Origin of the sequence: Polymorphobacter megasporae, from assembly GCF_018982885.2 — a bacterium.
In the GTDB taxonomy this organism is placed as follows: domain Bacteria; phylum Pseudomonadota; class Alphaproteobacteria; order Sphingomonadales; family Sphingomonadaceae; genus Polymorphobacter_B; species Polymorphobacter_B megasporae.
In genome coordinates this window covers 3316322-3335912 of the sequence record NZ_CP081848.1, presented here as the reverse complement: position 1 = coordinate 3335912, position 19591 = coordinate 3316322, and the positions used below count along the sequence as shown (strand labels likewise).

The 19591-nt window shown below is 65.7% G+C and carries 18 protein-coding genes and 1 tRNA gene; 11 read left to right on the top strand and 8 right to left on the bottom strand.

The window, feature by feature from the left end:
* Positions 1-26: 26 nt before the first annotated feature.
* The 3 genes from KTC28_RS23180 to KTC28_RS15630 form a co-directional block, all read right to left on the bottom strand.
* Positions 27-695 carry a phosphatase PAP2 family protein gene (locus KTC28_RS23180; RefSeq protein WP_216708048.1) on the bottom strand — a complete coding sequence of 223 codons (669 nt, stop codon included), beginning with the start codon at positions 693-695 and terminating at the stop codon, positions 27-29.
* A 422-nt stretch (positions 696-1117) separates the two neighbouring features.
* A tRNA-Glu gene (locus KTC28_RS15635) sits at positions 1118-1192 on the bottom strand.
* Positions 1193-1257: 65 nt separating this feature from the next.
* Positions 1258-2634 (bottom strand): class II 3-deoxy-7-phosphoheptulonate synthase, encoded by a 1377-nt coding sequence (locus tag KTC28_RS15630; RefSeq protein WP_216708047.1) that lies wholly within the window; start codon positions 2632-2634, stop codon positions 1258-1260.
* A gap of 349 nt (positions 2635-2983) precedes the next feature.
* Between KTC28_RS15630 and KTC28_RS15625 the strand changes: the two genes are divergently transcribed.
* The 5 genes from KTC28_RS15625 to KTC28_RS15605 all read left to right on the top strand — a co-directional run bounded on the left by KTC28_RS15625 (position 2984) and on the right by KTC28_RS15605 (position 8872).
* Positions 2984-5266, top strand: a complete 2283-nt coding sequence (locus KTC28_RS15625) for a TonB-dependent receptor (protein ID WP_216708046.1) — start codon at positions 2984-2986, stop codon at positions 5264-5266.
* Between the two features lie 113 nt (positions 5267-5379).
* Positions 5380-6063, top strand: coding sequence for a Fe2+-dependent dioxygenase (locus KTC28_RS15620; protein ID WP_216708045.1), 684 nt, complete (start codon positions 5380-5382; stop codon positions 6061-6063).
* A gap of 405 nt (positions 6064-6468) precedes the next feature.
* Positions 6469-7077, top strand: a complete 609-nt coding sequence (locus KTC28_RS15615; protein ID WP_216708044.1) for a hypothetical protein — start codon at positions 6469-6471, stop codon at positions 7075-7077.
* 20 nt (positions 7078-7097) lie between these two features.
* Positions 7098-8282, top strand: a complete 1185-nt coding sequence (locus tag KTC28_RS15610) for a cytochrome P450 (protein WP_216708043.1) — start codon at positions 7098-7100, stop codon at positions 8280-8282.
* 26 nt (positions 8283-8308) lie between these two features.
* The gene (locus tag KTC28_RS15605) at positions 8309-8872 is read left to right on the top strand and encodes a hypothetical protein (protein ID WP_216708042.1); all 564 of its coding nucleotides are present in this window, start codon (positions 8309-8311) and stop codon (positions 8870-8872) included.
* Between the two features lie 85 nt (positions 8873-8957).
* Here KTC28_RS15605 and kynU read toward each other — a convergent pair whose 3' ends face one another.
* The gene (gene kynU / locus KTC28_RS15600; protein ID WP_216708041.1) at positions 8958-10175 is read right to left on the bottom strand and encodes a kynureninase; all 1218 of its coding nucleotides are present in this window, start codon (positions 10173-10175) and stop codon (positions 8958-8960) included.
* A 117-nt stretch (positions 10176-10292) separates the two neighbouring features.
* On the opposite strand from kynU, the gene KTC28_RS15595 reads away from it, so the two are divergent.
* The 6 genes from KTC28_RS15595 to queA all read left to right on the top strand — a co-directional run bounded on the left by KTC28_RS15595 (position 10293) and on the right by queA (position 14697).
* A complete protein-coding gene (locus KTC28_RS15595; protein ID WP_255602082.1) occupies positions 10293-10982 on the top strand; it encodes a DUF1013 domain-containing protein in 690 nt (229 codons plus the stop codon).
* 263 nt (positions 10983-11245) lie between these two features.
* A complete protein-coding gene (locus KTC28_RS15590) occupies positions 11246-11491 on the top strand; it encodes an exodeoxyribonuclease VII small subunit (RefSeq protein WP_216708040.1) in 246 nt (81 codons plus the stop codon).
* A gap of 7 nt (positions 11492-11498) precedes the next feature.
* Entirely contained in the window at positions 11499-12395 is an 897-nt protein-coding gene (locus KTC28_RS15585; RefSeq protein ID WP_216708186.1) for a polyprenyl synthetase family protein, read from the top strand.
* Positions 12396-12449: 54 nt separating this feature from the next.
* Entirely contained in the window at positions 12450-12896 is a 447-nt protein-coding gene (gene coaD, locus KTC28_RS15580; RefSeq protein ID WP_216708185.1) for a pantetheine-phosphate adenylyltransferase, read from the top strand.
* 65 nt (positions 12897-12961) lie between these two features.
* Positions 12962-13660: a peptidylprolyl isomerase gene (locus KTC28_RS15575; RefSeq protein ID WP_255602081.1), complete on the top strand. Its 699-nt coding sequence runs from the start codon at positions 12962-12964 to the stop codon at positions 13658-13660.
* Between the two features lie 14 nt (positions 13661-13674).
* Positions 13675-14697 (top strand): tRNA preQ1(34) S-adenosylmethionine ribosyltransferase-isomerase QueA, encoded by a 1023-nt coding sequence (gene queA, locus KTC28_RS15570; protein WP_216708039.1) that lies wholly within the window; start codon positions 13675-13677, stop codon positions 14695-14697.
* Positions 14698-14862: 165 nt separating this feature from the next.
* Here queA and KTC28_RS15565 read toward each other — a convergent pair whose 3' ends face one another.
* The 4 genes from KTC28_RS15565 to KTC28_RS15550 all read right to left on the bottom strand — a co-directional run bounded on the left by KTC28_RS15565 (position 14863) and on the right by KTC28_RS15550 (position 19555).
* Positions 14863-15342 (bottom strand): DUF4142 domain-containing protein, encoded by a 480-nt coding sequence (locus tag KTC28_RS15565; protein WP_216708038.1) that lies wholly within the window; start codon positions 15340-15342, stop codon positions 14863-14865.
* A gap of 104 nt (positions 15343-15446) precedes the next feature.
* Positions 15447-16799, bottom strand: a complete 1353-nt coding sequence (locus KTC28_RS15560; RefSeq protein ID WP_216708037.1) for a DUF2254 domain-containing protein — start codon at positions 16797-16799, stop codon at positions 15447-15449.
* A 67-nt stretch (positions 16800-16866) separates the two neighbouring features.
* Complete coding sequence (locus KTC28_RS15555; RefSeq protein WP_255602080.1) at positions 16867-19104, bottom strand: ATP-dependent helicase; 2238 nt, start codon at positions 19102-19104, stop codon at positions 16867-16869.
* A gap of 142 nt (positions 19105-19246) precedes the next feature.
* Entirely contained in the window at positions 19247-19555 is a 309-nt protein-coding gene (locus KTC28_RS15550) for an EF-hand domain-containing protein (protein WP_216708035.1), read from the bottom strand.
* Positions 19556-19591 lie beyond the last annotated feature (36 nt).

Genomic DNA, 19591 nt, shown 5'->3' with positions numbered 1-19591 from the left:
GTTCGGTTTGTCGTTACAGTCGAACGCTATACGGTGCTCCGCCGCTGCTGCAACGCTGTCCACGCGACAAGTGCGATCGCCGAGCCGAGCGCCCAGCCGGCGACGACATCGGTCGGCCAATGGACCCCGAGGTAAACCCGGCTGATTCCGATCGCGACGACGAGGACGACGCTTCCCGCCATCAGCAGCCGCCGCGCCGCCGGGCGCAATTCCCCGGCGGCGATAATCGCGGCAAGGGTGAAGTAGACCGCCGGGGCCATCATCGAATGGCCGCTGGGGAAGCTCGACGAGCTAATCAGGTCATACTGGGTGACGAACGTCGGCCGCTCGCGTCCAACGAAATGCTTGATCACCTCCGCTGCAACCTGCGCGACGACCGCGGTCGTGCCGAACACGAATGCCTGACGCCGGCGGTCATAGACGAGCAGGACCGCGACCGCCGCGAGCGTCACCAAGGTCAAGACGGTGAAGCCGCCGAGTGCGGTAACGTCGCGCGCCGTCTCGCGCAGCCATAGCGGCCCGATCGTCAAATTTGGATCGGCGGTCTGGCGGAAGGCGAGCAGGACGGCGCGGTCGAACGCGGCGGTATCGCCCTCGCCGACCTCCGAGCCGAGATGCGCGACGCCCCACAGCACCGCGCAGACCAGCGCGATGACGACAAGAATGCGCGGTTCGACGCGGCGGGTGGGAAGCACGATCGTCAGGGCCGGACCCCGCGGTTACCTGTCGCCATCGCCACCTCCGTCACCCGTGCGAGCTGTAACAACCGGCGTAGCGGGCGGTTCAATCTTGTGCGCGCAACCCACAACCTGACGGGGCCGCCCCGCCATGCCCCGGTCACATCGTCGAAAGGTCACACGAAGTTCACGGATTTGGACATCAATTTTCAGCGTCCGGGGAGCGCCTAAACGTTCGTCGAAAGGCAGCGACGGAAATTAGCCGCCGCAGCCGCGCCTCGCGGAATCCGAAATTTGCGCCACAATGAGAAAGAACACGCCGCGCCGCCCGGTGGCGACTCAAGGAAGTTAGAATACAGGCTTAGCCATGGTGTAGGACAGCAGTTTATGCTGCGCCAAGCGCCGACAACGTATGCCAGCCCAATCGATCGGCGATGTGATGGTGACCCCTACGGGAATCGAACCCGTGCTTCAGCCGTGAGAGGGCCGCGTCCTAACCGCTAGACGAAGGGGCCGAGCGAGGCGCGTCAATACCGGCGCATCGGTCGCTTAGTCAAGCCGCCGCAGAGCAGATCGCGTATCAGGCAGCCGCCCGGTGATCGCGGTCGGCTTTCTCCGCCTTGAGGCAATCGGCGAGCAGGAACGCAAGTTCGAGCGCCTGGCTGGCGTTGAGGCGCGGGTCACACTGCGTCTCGTAGCGGTCGGCCAGCCCCTCGTCGGTGATCGCGATCGCGCCGCCGGTGCATTCGGTGACGTCCTGCCCGGTCATCTCGACGTGGATGCCGCCGGCGTGGGTGCCCTCGGCGCGGTGAACCGCGAAGAAGCTGCGGACCTCGCGCAGGATCAGATCGAACGGACGCGTCTTGTAGCCGCCCGCCGCCTTGACGGTGTTGCCGTGCATCGGGTCGCACGACCAGACGACCGAGCGCCCTTCGCGGGCGATCGCGCGGACCAGCCGGGGCAGGGCGCCCTCGACCTGATCGGCGCCGAAGCGCGCGATCAGCGTCAGCCGCCCGGGGACGTTGCCCGGGTTGAGCGTGTCGGTCAGGCGCAGCAGGTCGTCGACGGTGATCGACGGCCCGACCTTGAGCCCGATCGGATTGCCGACCCCGCGGAGGAACTCGACGTGCGCCGACCCGGCGAAGCGCGTCCGGTCGCCGATCCACAGCATGTGCGCCGAGGTGTCGTACCAGTCGCCGGTCAGGCTGTCCTGCCGCGTCAGGGCCTGTTCGTAGCCAAGCAGCAACGCCTCGTGGCTGGTGAAGAAGCTCGTTCCCTTGAGCTGCGGCACGGTCTCGGGCGAGATGCCGCACGCCGCCATGAAGTCGAGCGCCTCGCCGATCCGGTCGGCGAGCGCCTGATACTGCTCGCTCCACAGCGAACGCCCGCCGAAGTCGAGGTTCCACTGGTGGACCTGATGGAGACTCGCATAACCGCCGCTGGCAAAGGCACGCAGCAGGTTGAGCGTCGCCGCCGACTGCATATAGCCGCGCATCATCCGCGCCGGGTCGGGGGTCCGCGACGCCGCGGTGAAGTCGAGACCGTTGATGTTGTCGCCGCGGTAGCTCGGCAGTTCGACGCCGTCGACCGTCTCGGTGTCGCCCGAGCGCGGCTTGGCGAACTGCCCCGCCATCCGCCCGACCTTCACCACCGGCAGCTTCGACGCGAAGGTCAGGACGACCGCCATCTGGAGCAGGACGCGGAAGGTGTCGCGGATATTGTTCGGGTGGAAATCGGCGAAGCTTTCGGCGCAGTCGCCTCCCTGCATCAGGAACGCCTTGCCCGCCGCAACGTCGGCCAATTGCGCCGTCAGGTCGCGCGCCTCGCCGGCAAACACCAGCGGCGGATACGTCCGCAGCTCGGCCTCGGTCGCGGCGAGCACCGCGGCGTCGGGGTAAACGGGAAGCTGCCGCGCCTCGCGGTCGCGCCAGCTATCGGGGGTCCAAGTCGTCGTCATGGGTGCTTCCATGCGGACCTTCGACGCGCCTGACAAGCCGATGCGGCACGGATCGGGTTCGTCGCGGCAGTCGGAAGTTGACGAAGTTGACGCCATGTCGAGCCAGAATCCACCCCCGGCGAACCGGATCGGCTGTTTTTCTTCGTCGAGAAATGAGGGTCGGTCGTCATCACGCGTGGAAAATACGCGCACAGACGGGGTGTAGGACAGCAATTTCCGACGGTCGTCGTGTGCCTGCGGACCATACGATCGAATGCCGGTGCGAACCCGTATTGATTTTCATTCGCAACAAGCTTGCGATTGAGAATGACTCGCAGTATCGAGCGATCTCACTCATCGGGGAAATCCATTGTCGAACACCAGAATGCCGCTGTCGCTGCGGTCGCCCGCGCTCGTACCGTTCACCGCCGCGTTGCTGCTTGGCGGGGCCGCGAACGCTGCTGCTGCCGACGCCGTTGATGCCGATGCAGCGGGCGGGAGCAGCGACATCGTCGTCACCGGCTTCCGCGCTCCGGGCACGAACCCCTATGCCGACGCCGCGGCGCCGTACAAGGTCGACCGGTCGGCATCGTCGAAGCTGACCGAGGCGATCGCCGACACGCCGAAGTCGATCACGATCATCCCGAAGGAGGTCATCCAGGATCTCGGCGCACTCAGCTTCCGCGACCTTGCGCGGACCCAGCCGGGCGTCACGCTCGGCACGGGTGAGGGCGGCAACGCGTTCGGCGACCGTATCTTCATCCGCGGCTTCGACGCCCGCAACGACGTCTATATCGACGGCCTCCGCGATCCCGGCGTGTCGAGCCGCGAGGTCTTCGCGATCGAGCAGGTCGAGATCGTCAAGGGCCCGTCGTCGACCTATGGCGGGCGCGGCACCACCGGCGGCGCGGTCAGCCTGATCAGCAAGGCGCCGCAGATGAACAACTTCGTCGAGGGCGAGATCACTGGCGGCACCGACGCGACGCGGCGCTTCACCGCCGACGTCAACCGCAAGCTGTCGGAGACGGTCCAGGTTCGCGTCAACGGCATGTTCACCGATGCCGGGGTCGCCGGGCGTGACTATACCTACAGCCGCCGCTGGGGGGCCGCCGGGTCCCTCGCGTGGCAGGCGGCGCCGAACTTCGATGTCATCCTCGATTATTATCACCTGACCGCCGACGGCCTGCCCGACTGGGGCGTCCCGTTCGACGTTCGCAGCCAGCAGCCGTTCAACGTCAATCGCAACAACTTCTACGGCCTGCTCGCGCGCGACTTCACCCATTCGCTGACCGACATCGGCACCGCGCGGCTCGAATGGCGCCCGGCCGAGGGGATCAAGCTGACCAGCAAGACCCGCTACGGCGAGACGCTCAACCAATATATCGCCGGCGCTCCCGAGCGGCCGAACATCACCAGCCCCAATCCGGCGCTGTGGACGGTCCAGTCCAACGCGCAAAGCCGCAATGCTCGCGCCAAGACGTGGGCCAACGCCACCGAGGCGAGCGGCGAGTTCGATACCGGCAGCTTCCACCACAGCCTCGTCGGCGGCGTCGAGTTCGACCACGAGGACATCGTCAACCGCCTGTTCCTCAACGGCCGGTCGGAGACCGTCGGGACGATCATCGTGCCGCCGGTGGTCATCACGCAGAACCTGTTCAACCCCGATCCCCGCAACCCCGCCTATGTTCCCTTCCGCGCACTGTCCGGAGCGGTCGCCGATACGCTGGTGGTGTCGAAGGCAGCGTACCTGCTCGATACGATCGACCTGACCAACACGATCAAGCTCAGTGCCGGGGTCCGCTTCGACGACTATATCGTGTCGAGCAACTCGCTGTCGGCGACGCCGTTGACCGCGACTGCGCCGGCGCAGACCCGGACCCTGCTCCGCAACCACAGCAGCTTCGTCAACTGGAATGGCGGACTGGTGTGGAAGCCGGTGCCCAAGGCGACGCTGTACGTCTCGGCGAGCTCGTCGTCGAACCCGAGCGGGGAGCAGACCGACGCCAGCGGAGTCGCCTATGGCGGGCTCGGCCCGACGACGAACAACCTCGATCCCGAGCGTAACTACAGCTACGAGGCGGCGGCGAAGTACCAGGCGGGCAAGGGCGGCCATGTCCTGCTGACTGCGGCGGTGTTCCGCACCGACAAGACCAACGGCCGTGTCATCGACCCGTTGAGCGGCATCTCGCAGGTCCTCGCCGGCAAGCAGCGCGTCGACGGTTTCGAACTCGGCGCGAGCGGCAACATCACCCCGCGCTGGGCGGTATTCGGGGGCTATACCTACCTCGACGCCAAGGTGCTGGCGACGACCAACCCGGTCGTTGCCGGGGGTCCGTTCCCCAACGTCGCCAAGAACAGCTTCGCGATGCTGACGACGTACCGGTTGTTCGACAGCTTCACCGTCGGCGGGCAGGCGTTCTACAACAGCGCGCGCTACGGCGGGACGACGATCGCCCAGACCGCGACGCTGCCGGGCTATTGGCGCTTCGACGCGACCGCCAAGGCATCGGTCACGAGCAAGATCGAGGTCCAGCTCAACCTGCTCAACCTGACCAACAAGACCTACTACGACGCGATCTATCGCTCGGCCGCGCCGTTCGCCTACGAGGCTCCCGGACGGTCGTTGCTGGCGACGTTGCGCTTCAAGCTCTAACTGCGCCTCAAGCTGTAATTGTCATCCCCGCGCAGGCGGGGACCCAAGGTCACTGCCGTCGGTGACTTTGGGTCCCTGCTTTCGCGGGGATAACAGCCACGGTAGGGTCCCCCATGCTCCTCGTCATCCCCGATGTCTTCTCCCCCGAGCAGGTCGCGGCGTGCGTCGCCGACCTCGACGCGGCGACATGGGGCGACGGGCGCATCACCGCCGGGCTGCAATCCGCCCCGGTCAAGGACAACGAGCAGCTGTCCGAGACGTCGCCGGTCGCGCGCAAATGGGGCGACGTGGTCCTCGACGCGCTCGGCGCCAGCGACCTGTTCGTCGCCGCCGCGCTGCCGCTCCGCACCTTCCCGCCGCTGTTCAACCGCTACGCCGGGGGGCAGTCGTTCGGCACCCACATCGACAATGCGATCCGCCCGATCCGGGGGACAAGCGTCAAGCTCCGCACCGACCTCTCGGCGACCTTGTTCCTAAATGACCCCGACAGCTACGACGGCGGCGAGCTGATCGTCGAGGACGCCAGCGGCGGCCAGGTCATCAAGCTCCCCGCCGGCAGCATGGTCCTCTACCCCGCCTCGAGCCTCCACCGCGTCGAGCCGGTCACCCGCGGAGTCCGGCTGGCGAGCTTCTTCTGGGTCCAGTCGATGGTCCGCGACGACGGCGCGCGGGCATTGCTGTTCGACCTCGACCGCACGATTCAGCGGCTCGCTGGCCGCGACGGGATCGGCGACGCCGAGGTGGTCAGCCTGACCGGCATCTACCACAACCTCGTCCGGCGCTGGGCGGACAGCTGAGAGCGTTAAGTTGACAGAGTTGACGTTTCCGTCGTTGCGGACACGAGTCCCGGGGCGTCCGCAGCGGAAAAGTGTTCCCCCGCTTAAGTTGACAGAGTCGACGTTTTCACAACGTTTGAAACGTGTTCGCCTCGTCCGCGAAGGCGTCGACTTGCCGTAGGCCAGCGATGAGAAAGAACGAGCGCGGCCCGGTGGCGACGGGGGGAGGCTAGTCCAGACGGCGGGGTGTAGGACAGCGGTTTGTTTGGGGCGCATGATGGCGGCTTTGCCCCACACGTGGTCGGTCATCGTCTGTCGGACGACAGGAAGGCAACTCTCGCAACGCTTCCGCAAATAAACGTTGACACTGCGCCCTCTGACGAAGATCGTGCCATTCGTTCCGTCACCGTAACGTAAGGCAGAATCATGGTCGACAAGACTGATCAGGTCGTCACCGCCGATGTCGTCGGTTCCATCCCTGTACCACCGCCTCCGCCTCCCTATCCGGACCCGCCGCCGCCGCCGCCGCCGTCACCCAACCCCTGCTTTCTCACGACTGCTGCCGTTCGGGCGATGGGAATGGCCGATGACAGCGAGCCGCTTCAGTTGGCCCGTGGGCTGCGCGACGGGCACATGGACTCCCTGCGCGACCGACAGGCGGTCGCGCTCTATTACCAAGTAGCGCCGCTCATCGTCGCCCGTTCAACGGATGACCAGTGGGTGTCGTTTTGGCAGCACCACATGAAACCGATCACCGGTCTGATCAAAGCCGGGAAATATGATTTGGCTCAAGAATGGTACACGTTCGTCACTGCAAGTCTGATCAATGCCCGCGCGTTGCGTTACACTGATCGAGCGGAAGTCGATGCAGTGTACGCTTATGGGCTGCGGGGCGTAGGGCAGAAGCAATTGCCCTACGGTGTCCGATTCCTTGTACTCAAGGCGGCGATGCGGGTGGAGTTGATTCACAAGCAGGTCCGTCTCGCCTTCCGCAAAAGGTCTTCGGCGGCAACCATCGCTGCATGCGCGAACTGAGACCATATTGGTGGCAGGGCGTGGACAAGGTCTACGCCCTGCCTTGGTTGCGCCGTCGAGTCGAGATTACGAGTGAACCCGAGCGTATCGAGCGCTACGTCAAAAAGAAGTTTACGCGATCGAGCGTACTCATGGCGCTTCTCAGCGCGTTTCACCTCAGCCGAGACTCGATACTCGTAAGTTCCGACGAACATGCCGCATTTATGCGTGGGATGCTGTTGAAGTGTTTCCCGGCGGCCGCGGATTACCCATCCATCGCCGTCGAGCTCGTCGAAAGATTGTTCGACAAGGCGGTTTACGCCACGTGCGAGCATCGCGTCACAATCGCTCCGGTCGCAGTACGTTCGCTATACGTAACCCTGCTTGAAACACTTCTCGGCGCATTCGTACCGCCAAATATTCGCGACTTCATCGACAGCACTAACTTTTCACCTGGCTGGCGTCCGTTGCGTGTCGAGGCCTTTATGTACTCGTTTCGGCTTCACCTGCCCATCTTTGCCCCGATCCGGTGGTTGCTCGACCTAGGCTTATTTCGACAAGCGCGGCGAATGCGGCATTTAGCGCGCAAACTCGAGCAGATGCTCGAAGCATCGGCAGAGCCGCGGCCTGGCTCATGGTTAGAAGCGCTGCAGCATCAGCGTAACGCGGGTACGATAACGGAGAAACAATTCCGCGGTGAGCTGACGGCGATCCTTGTCTCGACGTTTAGCCTCGCCTCGACACTTTCCTTCTGTCTGTTATGCCTCGCTGCGACACCCTGGTATGTCGGCAAGATCAATCGCGATCCTGAGTTCGCAAAGATCTTCCTCTATGAGGTGCTTCGCCTCTACCCTCCCTTTCATCAATTCGGCTATCGAACGCTGCATGACGACGGCAGCGAAGGTTCCGCCGAGTTCCTCATCAGCGCCCTGTTTTTACATCGAAATCCTAAGCATTGGGAAATGCCGGACAACTTCTACCCCGAACGTTTCCAGGAGCCGGCGAGTCATTCTCGGTTTCGCTATCTCCCGTTTGGCATCGGAGCGCGATTATGCCCGGGAAGAAGCTATTCGCTCCGGCTACTCATCGAAGTGCTCAAAGTTGTCTGCGCCGACAGTTCGCCCGTGACGCTGATGCCGAGTGATCGCATGCCGATGGCCACCGCAGACCGGGTCATCTCGTTTCCGCGCGAAGGCCTTCTGACATTCCAGGTTAAACCGCGTTGATTAGTCGGCAGCCATCCGCAAGGACCATGTCGTTGTGTTGGACCAGGGAGCATCAAAGCATCAGCCTCGGATCGGCGACGTTCTCGAACGATGGTCCCACCAACATCTATCCGTCTCATGATCTAGCGCATCTCCTGATCGGCGCGACCACCAACCTCGAATGGGACCCGCGCGGATCAAAGGATCACTCGCGTCTCGCCGAGTATAATGCCGTGCTATTGGATACGCTATTTTCAAAGATCGGCTACTTCGTCCGCGACGGCCATGTTCCACAACGGTCGATCCTCGGAGCAACACTCAAACACATGCGATGGTTCGTCTACAAACACTATAATCCCTTCCCAATTGAGGCAGAGGAGGCATTCTGCCGCTTTTGCACTTTCGTCGATGCGGAGAAGATCATCCGTCTCTCGCCATTTTATTTTGAAATGTGGCTCCAGGAAAACGACGGCACCGATCCCACCGGGCGGGATTGGAGCCTCTTGTTCAATGAGTCCGATGCACCCGGGGGGTCTGACACCGCCCTCCGCGGTCGAACCGTCTTCGCCGAGCAGATCGAGCGGATGCTGAAGGCGGTCAATCGGGCTTAACTGAAATATCACCGCAGGTATGGGCACGCTCCTGAACAATCTCCACTGCTGATGACGGGGCGATTCACCGCTCGCCGCGCAAACCTCAAGTCACCGCGCGCCGCACCGCAAACCTCGCTTCGCGCCACTCCCCGCTCGCCAGCACGCGCGAGAGATATTCGACCGCGTCCCACACGTCGGCGTACCGCACATACAGCGCCGGGAATCCCAGCCGCAGGACGTCGGGCGGGCGGAAGTCGCCGATGACGCCGCGGGCGATCAGGGCCTGGCAGAGTTCATAGGCGTTGGGATGGCTCAGGCTGACGTGTGCGCCGCGGTGGTCGCGCGGGCAGGCGATGCCGATTTCGGGGCAGCGTTGTTCGATCAGGTCGATCATCAGGTCGCCGAGCGCACGCGACTTTGCCGCCGCCGCCGCCATGTCGATCCCGTCGAAGGTCGCGACGCCCGCGCCAAGCGCCGCCATGCCGAGGACGCCTGGGGTTCCCGACAGCATCTGCGCGATCCCGGCGGCGGGGCGGTAGTCGCCCTCGAACGCGAACGGCGCGGCGTGGCCCATCCAGCCCGACAGCGGCTGGCGCAGCCCGTCGTGGTGGCGGCGCGAGACATAGGCGAACGCGGGGGCGCCCGGTCCACCGTTGAGGAATTTATAGCCGCAGCCGACCGCCATGTCGGCGTGCGCTGCGTCGAGCTCGACTGCGATCGCGCCGACGCTGTGGCTCAGATCCCAGCACGCCAGCGCGCCGGCGGCGTGCGCGGCGGCGGTCATTGCCGCCATGTCGTGGACCGCTCCGGTCCGGTAGTGCGTCTGGGTCAGCAGCAGCAGCGCGACCGTTTCGTCGAGCGCGGCGGCGATCGCGTCGCGCTCGACCACGCGAAGGTCGATCCCGGTAAGTGCCGCAAGTCCCTGCAGGACATAGACGTCGGTCGGGAAGTTGCCCGCCTCGGTGACGATGACGCGGCGGTCGGGGCGGAGCGCGAGTGCGGCGGCGGCGAGCTTGAAGATGTTGACCGAGACCGAGTCGGTGACGATCACCTCGTCGCCCGCCGCGCCGACCAGCCGCGCGATCTTGGCACCGATCTTTGCCGGGGCGTCGATCCATTGCGCGTCGTTCCAGCTGCGGATCAGTCCCTCGCCCCATTCGCGCGTCACGGTGTCGGCGACGCGCGTGGCGGTGCGGCGGGGGAGGGCACCGAGCGAATTGCCGTCGAGGTAGATCAGCCCGTCGGGCAACGCGAACCGCGCGCGGGCGAAGGCGAGGCCGTCGGCGGCGTCGAGCGCGAGGCAATCGTTACGGGAAATCATTGCCGGGGGTCCAAGTCATTGGTTGATCGGGCGGGGTATCGCGCCTACATCAACTTGTCACATGGCCGCTCCGCAAGGGGCGGCCCTTTCTATATTCACTTGCAAGGTTTTCAGCCGATGAGCGCTCCGACGACACCCTTGATGGCGCACGCCACTGCCGCGTGGCTGGTCGACAATACGGCGCTGACCTTCGAACAGATCGCGGTTTTCTGCGGGCTCCACATCCTTGAAATCCAGGCGATTGCCGACGATACCGCCGCCACCAAGCTGACCGGGCGCGACCCGATCCGTTCGGGCGAGCTGACCCAGGCCGAGATCGACCGGGTCGCCGCCGACCCGTCGCGCCGGCTGGTTCTCGAAAAGCAGCCCGAGCAGGAGCGCCGGACCAAGGGCCCGCGTTATACGCCGGTGTCGATGCGTCAGGACAAGCCCGACGGCATCGCGTGGATCGTCCGCAACCACCCCGAAGTCACCGACAACCAGATCAGCCGCCTGATCGGCACGACCAAGACGACGATCGCCGCGATCCGCGACAAGTCGCATTGGAACATCGCCAACATCACGCCGAAGGACCCGGTCACGCTCGGCCTGTGCCCGCAGCGCGAACTCGACGTGCTCGTGCTGGCAGCGGCGAAGAAGGCCGGCGTCGACACCAACATCGACGAGGGCAAGATCGTCGAGGAGCGCGCCCAGTTGATCGAGCAGCTTCACGCGGAGCGCGTGGCGGCCGCACACATCGCCGAGCATGGTCCGGCTCCCGAGGTTGGCACCGCTCAGCAGCAGGGCGACGCACTTTTCCGGCGGTAGTTTGGGGAGCCGGCGGCACGTCGCCGTCATCTCGGCCGTCACCCCGGCGAAGGCCGGGGCCCAACTCGCCCCGCAACGCGCAGTTCGGTGCTTGCACGAGGTTGGGCCCCGGCCTTCGCCGGGGTGACGGCAGAAGGTGGGTGTGGGACCGACGGTTGATCCGCATTGCACGTCGCCAATCGCCCCCCAGCAAGCGGGAAGTCGCCGCACCTGCCAACCCGCCGCTTGACCCCCAACTGTCGTCCGTTCACAACCGCGGCGTGATGGAACCAGTATCCGACGTTGCCGAGTTGAGTTTCGAGATCGCGCTCGCGCGGCTGGAGAAGATCGTCCATCGGCTCGAGGCGGGCGATGCGACGCTCGAGGAGTCGATCGACCTGTATACCGATGGACAGCGCTTGAAGAAACATTGCGAAGACAAGCTCGCCGGCGCGACCGCGCGGATCGAGGCGATCGTCGTCGGGGCCGATGGCCAGGCGGCGGGACTTAAGCCGTTCGATGCAGGCTGACCGGATCATGCGGCCGTCGAACAGCCTCAAGCCCGCGCTCGATGCGATCGGGACTGCGATGGACCAGCGCTTCGACCGGCTGCTGCCGATTCCCGGCGACGGCCGCGACCGGCTGTACATGGGGATGCGCCATGCCGCGATCGGCGGCGGCAAGCGGATGCGGCCATTGCTCGTCGTCGCGGCGTGCGACTTGTTCAACGTCGACCGCGAACGCGCGTTGCGGGTCGCGCTCGCGATCGAGTGCGTCCATTGCTACTCGCTGATCCACGACGACCTGCCGTGCATGGACGACGACGACCTGCGCCGCGGCAAGCCGACCGTCCATAAGGCGTTCGACGAGGCGACTGCGGTCCTCGCGGGCGATTCGCTCCACGCGCTGGCGTTCGAGATTCTCGCCGATCCGGCAACGCACGCCGATCCGTCGGCGCGTGCCGAGCTCGTCCTCGAACTCGCCCGCGCGAGCGGCCCGTCGGGCATGGCGGGCGGGCAGATGATGGATCTCGCGGCGGCCGAGACCGACTTCGACCTTACCGCGACGACGCGGCTTCAGCAGTTGAAGACCGGCGCACTGATCGGCTTCTGCCTCGAAGCCGGGGCGATCATGGCACGCATCCCCGACGACCGGCGGACGCCGTTGCGCGGTTATGCTCACGATCTCGGCCTCGCCTTCCAGATCGCCGACGACCTGCTCGACGTCGAGGGATCGTCGGACAAGACCGGCAAGGCGGTCCACAAGGACGCGGCGGCGGGCAAGTCGACCTTCGTCTCGCTGCTCGGCGTCGACCGCGCGCGGACGCAGGCGGGGATGCTGATCGATCAGGCGATCGACCACCTCCACAGCTATGGCAGCGAGGCCGACCTCCTCCGTGCGATCGCCCGGTTTGCCATCGAACGCGACTTCTAGGCCGTGCGGATCGGCGTCTATCCCGGCACGTTCGACCCCGTCACGCTCGGGCACATGGACATCATCCGGCGTGGCGCAAAGCTCGTCGACAAACTCATTATCGGCGTGTCGACCAACCCGTCGAAGTCGCCGATGTTCACCCTCGACGAACGCGTCGCGATGGTGACGCGCGAGACCGAAGACCTTGGCGACGCTGTCGGTGTGGTTTCGTTCGACGCGCTGCTGATGAAGTTCGCCGAGGCGCAGCACGCCCAGCTCATCATCCGCGGGCTGCGCGCGGTGTCGGACTTCGAATACGAATATCAGATGGCGGGAATGAACCAGCAGCTCAATGCGCGGATCGAGACCGTCTTCCTGATGGCCGACGTCGCGCTCCAGCCGATCGCGTCGAAGCTGGTCAAGGAAATCGCGATCTACGACGGCGACATCCGCAAGTTCGTCACGCCGCGGATCGCTGCCGACGTCGTGGCGCGTGTTGCCCAACTCGGGGCGCGGCGCTAGCTGCATCGTTCAGCGCCGCGCAAGCAGGCGATGTGTACGGCGGGAAACCTTTTTTGGGGATGACGATGCGCAATGTACTGCTGGCTTTCGTGGCACTGACGATCGGGAGCCTCGCGTCGGCACAGACAGCGGCGCCGCCCGTCGCGCCGCCGCTGACGCCCGAGAACACTCTCGTCCTCGACCTGTCGACCGGCGGGCGCGTGACGATCGCGATGCGCCCCGACGTCGCCCCAAAGCATGTCGAGCGGATCCGGACGCTCGTTCGCGAGCATTTCTACGATGGCACGATCTTCCACCGCGTTATCGACGGCTTCATGGCGCAGGGCGGCGATCCGACCGGCACGGGCACCGGGGGATCGAAGCTGCCCAACCTCAAGGCCGAATTCAACGACTTGCCGCACGTCCGCGGCGCCGTGGCGATGGCGCGCGCGAGCGACAACGACAGCGCCAACAGCCAGTTCTACATCTGCCTCGCCCCCGCGTTGAAGCTCGACCGCAGCTACACCGTCTGGGGCCGCGTGACGTCGGGCATGGAATATGTCGACGCGATCGAAAAGGGCGAGCCGCCCGCGAACCCGTCGAAGATCGTCCATGCGTCGATCGGGTCGGACAATTATCCCGCCCCCGCGCCGTCGACGCCGATCCCGTCAAGCGCGAAGCCGGTGGCTCCGGCTGCCGACACGCCGATGCCGGGGATGCCGCTGCCGACGAAAGCACTGCCGACCCTGCCGCCCGAAGCTCCGGCGAAGCCGCGGCACCCGTAACGCAGGACACCGTATTGCGCGTCGCCGATTTCGACTTCGATCTCCCCGCCGACCGGATCGCGCTGCGCCCGGTCGTGCCGCGCGACGCGGCGCGGTTGCTCGTCGTTACCCCCGACGGTCTGAGCGACCGCGGCATCGCCGACCTGCCGGGGTTGCTCCGCGCGGGCGACTGCCTCGTGTTCAACGACACCCGCGTTATCCCGGCGCAGCTCGCGGGAATGAAGCACGACGCCAAGATCCGCGTCACGCTCCACAAGCGCGAAGATCACCGGGTCTGGTGGAGCTTCGTCAAGAACGCCAAGCGCCTCAAGATCGGCGACCGCATCGACTTCGGCGGCGGGTTGTCAGGGCTCGTCGAGGCGCGCGGCGAGGATGGCTCGGTCCGCTGGCGCTTCGACAGCGCGCTGCCGTTCGAGGAGGCGCTCGCCGCCGCCGGGCAGATGCCGCTCCCACCGTACATCTCGTCGAAGCGCGCGGTCGATGCGCAGGATCTCGACGATTATCAAACCGTCTATGCGACCAAGCCCGGCGCTGTCGCGGCCCCGACCGCCGGGCTGCACTTCACTCCCGATCTGCTCGCAGCGCTCGATGCGGCAGGCGTCACCCGCGAGACCGTCACCCTTCACGTCGGGGCGGGCACGTTTTTGCCGGTCAAGGCGGACGACACCGACGACCATGCGATGCACGCAGAGTGGGGAAGCATCGACGCCGCGACGACCGCGCGGATCGTCGCGGCGCGCAATGCTGGGGGCCGGATCATCGCGGTCGGCACGACAAGTGCGCGGCTGCTCGAAAGCGCGTGGACGCCCGACGGGCTCGGCGCTTGGGCCGGCGACACGCGCATCTTCATCACGCCCGGTTTCCGCTTCGCGATGGTCGACGGGCTGCTGACCAACTTCCACCTGCCGAAGTCGACTTTGTTCATGCTTGTCAGTGCGTTGATGGGGCTCGAGACGATGCGGGCAGCGTATGCCCATGCTGTCGCCGAGGAATACCGGTTCTACTCATATGGGGATGCGAGCCTGCTGCTGCCGTAGCCTAGTCCAGCTGGCTGCTACGCCAAGATGAACATATCTCAGCAGCGCTGCTCTGATTGCCCCTTAATCCAGTCATGAGAAAAACACGGTGCCGCCCGTTGGCGAGTCGAGCGCGCACCGTATTTAATTCATCACGTTGTAGGACAACGGAAAGTCCGTCGCGTGTCAGCTTGAAAGCTTCTGCGCGGTCTGGAGATGCTTGCGCAGCGTCGGAAGGGTTGCCTTGGCCAGCTTGACCGTCGCGGGATCGTTGCGCGCGATTTCCTTCTCGTACGACGTGATATCGTCGTTGTGGTCCTTGACCATGTGGCTCGCGAATTCCTTGTCGAACGAATTGCCCGACAGGACCTTAAGCTTGAGATATTCGACGTCCGCGCCAGCGGTCATGCCGTCGGGGATCGACATCTTGAGCGGCTGGGCGATCGCGACGAGCTTTGCCTTGTGCGCCGTGTGATCGGCATTGAGCATCTTGCCGTACGCCTTGATCGCTGCCGTCCCACCCTTTTCCTCGGCCATCGCGCCAAGCTTGATCTCGGAGTTATCGCCCTTGATCGCGTCGCTGAGGAAATCCGTGGTCGGTGTTGCGACAGCGGCAGTGGCAAGCCCAAGACCAGCGATCGTCAAGACAGTATTCAGGCGGCGCATAGCAAATCTCCAGTGAATATAGCCCATGTAACGGTAGCGGCTATGGGGAGTTCCGCCGCATCGGCTGAGTGACCGGGACGACTTGTCGCAGCAGCGCGCGGTCTTCAGGCTTTTGCCGCGCCGCTTGCGCTCACGGATCCGGGCCGGTCGAGCCGTGCCAGACACACCGGCCCTTCGGCGATCATGGCGACAAGCCGAGCGTGCCGGCGGCGCAGCTCGTCGAGGTCGGCCGGCGTGGTGATAGTGTGGACGCCGTCGCCGAGCGCGAGGTCTGCGTGGCGGCGCAACGTTGCCAGCCGCCCGGCGTCGCGCTCGCACCCGGCGACCGCGGTCAACACCTCGACGAACCGGATCAGGACCGACATGCTGCTGGCGGCATTCTGTCGGATCATGTCGAGCATCGCGTTGGTCAGCCCGTCGTAGTCGACCGCCGGAACGACCAGCACGACCCGGCCGTCGCGGCTCCAGCGCCCGCTATGGAGGTATCGCGGGGCGAGCTCGCACAGCGCCGCGCCCATGCGGTCGAGCACGCTCATCGCCGTATTCGGATCGTTGATGCCCGGCGACAGCGCGCGGACCGCGACCTCGACCAACTGGCGGACGGCATATTCGAGGTCTTCGTCGCTGACCCGTTCCTTGGCGAGCGCGGTCGCGGCGCGGATCGCGATACCGGCGCCTGCGACCGCCGGAGTGATCAACGCGATCACCGCCCCGGGGAAGACGCAGTCGCCCGGACGGACAAGCAACTGGAGTGTCGTGGCGTTTTTGGCCGCCCAATCGGCGAGCCCGTCGGCATCGAGGTGCTTGAGATAGCCGCGGCGCGCATCGGGGACGGTGAAGACGGCCTCACCAAGCTGCGGTGCGCTGGTTCCGGGCTCGGGGTCGCGCGTCGTCAGCCGTTTGATCGCCGCGGTCAGGTCGCCCGCGACGAGATCGATGACGGTGTCGACGTTGATCCGGCTCGCGGTGTGGCCGACGAAATAGACGAGCGTGCCGACACAGACGAACGCGAGCGCGATGCCGACGCTCATCGACAGATGCGGGATGAATTCGCCCTCGCCGCTGGTGCGGACATTGCGCAGGACCATCAGCGCGTACGAGAAGGTGCCGAGGAAGACTCCGAGCGTTACCTGGTTGCCGCGGTCGCGGACGAAATTGCGCAGCAGCCGCGGACCCATCTGCCCCGCGGCAAGCGACAGCGACGCGATCGTGATCGAGAACACCGTCCCCGCGACCCCGATAGTCGACGACGCGACCGCGCCGAGCAAAGTCCGCGCACCGGTCGCGCCGCCGTTGTAAAGCCAGCGATTGTCGACCAGCAGCCCTGCGAGCAGACCGGCACGGTCGACCGCGACGAGACCCTCGGCAAGCCCGATCGCGGCGACGATCACGACCGCCGGAACGATCCAGAAGCTGTCGGCAACCGTGCTGGCGATGCGGCGCAGTCGCGCGATCACGTTGTTTCCGGCCGTTCGATCATCGCGGCGACGTATCCATCACAGCAGGTTAGGCCGGGTTGCCGCGTCAGACCAACTCAATAAAGCTATCGAGCACCCGCTTCCGCCCGGCTTTCTCGAACTCGATCTCGAGCTTGTTGCCCTCGATCGCGGCGACCGCGCCGTAGCCGAACTTCGAGTGGAACACGCGGGCACCAACGGCGACGTCCTTGCGGCCGGGCTGGCCGACGCTGACCGCGCTGGCGCGGGCCTCGATCTGGAGGCCGCCGCGGCCGGGAACGCTCGCCCCGCCCATCGCCGTCGCGCGCGCCCAGCCGGGGCCGCGACCGGCCCCGCGCGTGACGTCGGCGAAGGGGTCGCCGCCGCCCAGCGCGGCGCGCCACAGGCTCGGGCCACCGCTCATCGTGCTCGACACGTCGATATGGTCGTCGGGCAGGTCGCTGACGAAGCGCGACGGGATGCTCGACGTCCATTGGCCGTAGATGCGGCGGTTGGCGGCGTGGCTGATCGTGGCGGCGCGTTTCGCCCGGGTGATGCCGACATAGGCGAGGCGGCGTTCCTCCTCCAACGACGCGTTGCCGCCCTCGTCGAGCGAGCGCTGCGACGGGAAGACGCCTTCCTCCCAGCCGACGAGGAAGACGTGGTCGAATTCGAGGCCCTTCGCCGCGTGGAGGGTCATGATCGTGACGCGCTCCTCGTGATCGGCCTTGTCGTTCTCCATGACGAGGCTGACGTGTTCGAGGAACGCGGTCATTGATTCGAACTCGTCCATCGCGCGGGTAAGTTCCTGGAGGTTCTCGAGCCGCCCATCGGCCTCCGACGTCCGCTGGTTCTGGTACATCGCGATATACCCCGATTCCTCGAGGACGATCCGCGCGAGTTCGGCGTGGGGCAGGGTGTCGACCTGGTCGCGCCACCGCTTGAGGTCGGTCATGAAATTGCTCAGCGAGCGTCGCGCCGCCGGGGTGAGTTCGTCGGTCTCGATCAGCGCGTTCGCCGCCGACGACAGCGGCTTGTTCGTCGCGCGGGCGTGGGCGTGGAGCGACTGCATCGCCTTGTCGCCGAGCCCGCGCTTGGGCGTGTTGACGATCCGTTCGAACGCCAGCCCGTCCGATGGCTGGACGACGACGCGGAGGTAGGCGATCGCGTCGCGAACCTCCGCGCGCTCATAGAAGCGGAAGCCGCCGACGATCTTGTACGGCAGGCCGGTGGTGATGAAGCGGTCCTCGAACTCGCGCGTCTGGAACTGGGCGCGGACGAGGATCGCCATGTCGTTCAATGACGCGCCCTCGCGCTGGAGGCGCTCGATCGCGTCGCCGGTCAGCCGCGCTTCCTCGGGGCCGTCCCAGACGCCGACGACCTTGACCTTGTCGCCCGAGTTGCGCTCGGTCCACAGAGTCTTGCCGAGGCGTCCCGAGTTCTTGGCGATCAGCCCGCCGGCGGCGCCGAGGATATGCGGGGTCGAGCGGTAATTCTGTTCGAGGCGGATGACAGTCGCGCCGGGAAAGTCGACCTCGAAGCGGAGGATGTTGGCGACCTCGGCACCGCGCCACGAATAGATCGACTGGTCGTCGTCGCCGACGCAGCAGATGTTGCGGCGGTCCTGCGCGAGCAGCCGCAGCCACAGATACTGGCTGACATTGGTGTCCTGATATTCGTCGACGAGGACGTATTTGAAGCGCCGCTGGTATTCCGCCAGCACATCGGGGTGGCTGAGGAAAATCGTCAGCATGTGGAGGAGCAGATCGCCGAAATCGCACGCGTTGAGCGCGACGAGACGCTCCTGATAGCGCGCATACAGCGCGACCGATCTGTTGTCGTAGCCGCCTTCCTCGGTCGCGGGGACCTGCGCCGGGGTCCAGCCGCGGTTCTTCCAGCGGTCGATCAGCGACGCCAGCCCCTTCGCCGGCCAGCGCTTGTCGTCGACGTTCGCCTCGATCAGGACCTGCTTGAGCAGCCGCAACTGGTCGTCGGTGTCGAGGATCGAGAAGTTGCTCTCCAGCCCGACGAGCCCGGCGTTGCGTCGCAGCATGCGCGACGCAACCGAGTGGAAGGTGCCGAGGAACTGCATGCCTTCCGCGCTCCCCCCAAGCAGCAGCCCCATGCGATGCTGCATCTCGCGCGCCGCCTTGTTGGTGAAGGTCACCGCAAGGATCTCGGACGGCCACGCTCGCCGCGTGTAGATGATGTGCGCGAGGCGGCTGGTCAGCGCGCGGGTCTTGCCGGTCCCGGCGCCGGCAAGGAGGAGCACCGGGCCTTCGGTGGTCAGCACTGCCTCGCGCTGCGCCGCGTTGAGACCGTCCATGTACGGCGGTTCGGGGGCCGGGGAGTGTGGGGCGGGCGAGGCGTGCATCGCTGAACACATAGGGAACGGCGACGCGTTTGTCACGATGCGGCTTGCCCGCGCGCGATGTTCGGACCGAAGCTTGGCCGGTCAGGGCGGCGGACTAGTTGCCCTTCGCCTCACGCATCGCGCGCATCTTCTCGCGACCGGCCTTGAGCTCGTCCATCGTCAGAAAGCCGTCGTGGTCGGCGTCCATCATGTCGAAGCCGCGTTCCTGGCGGCCGGCGGCGAGCCACTCGGCCTTGCTCACTTTGCCGTCGTGGTCGGTGTCCATCGCCGCGAACCGCGTCGCCATGCCTTCATGCTGGCCCGATGCGGGGGCAGCTTCCTGTGCCGCGACTGGCATGCCGACGACGACGGCAAGCGCGGCGACGAAGGTGGCGACGAACGCGACGAATAAGATGCGGCCCATGGCAGTAGCTCCTCGACTATGCCCGAGATACGCGCA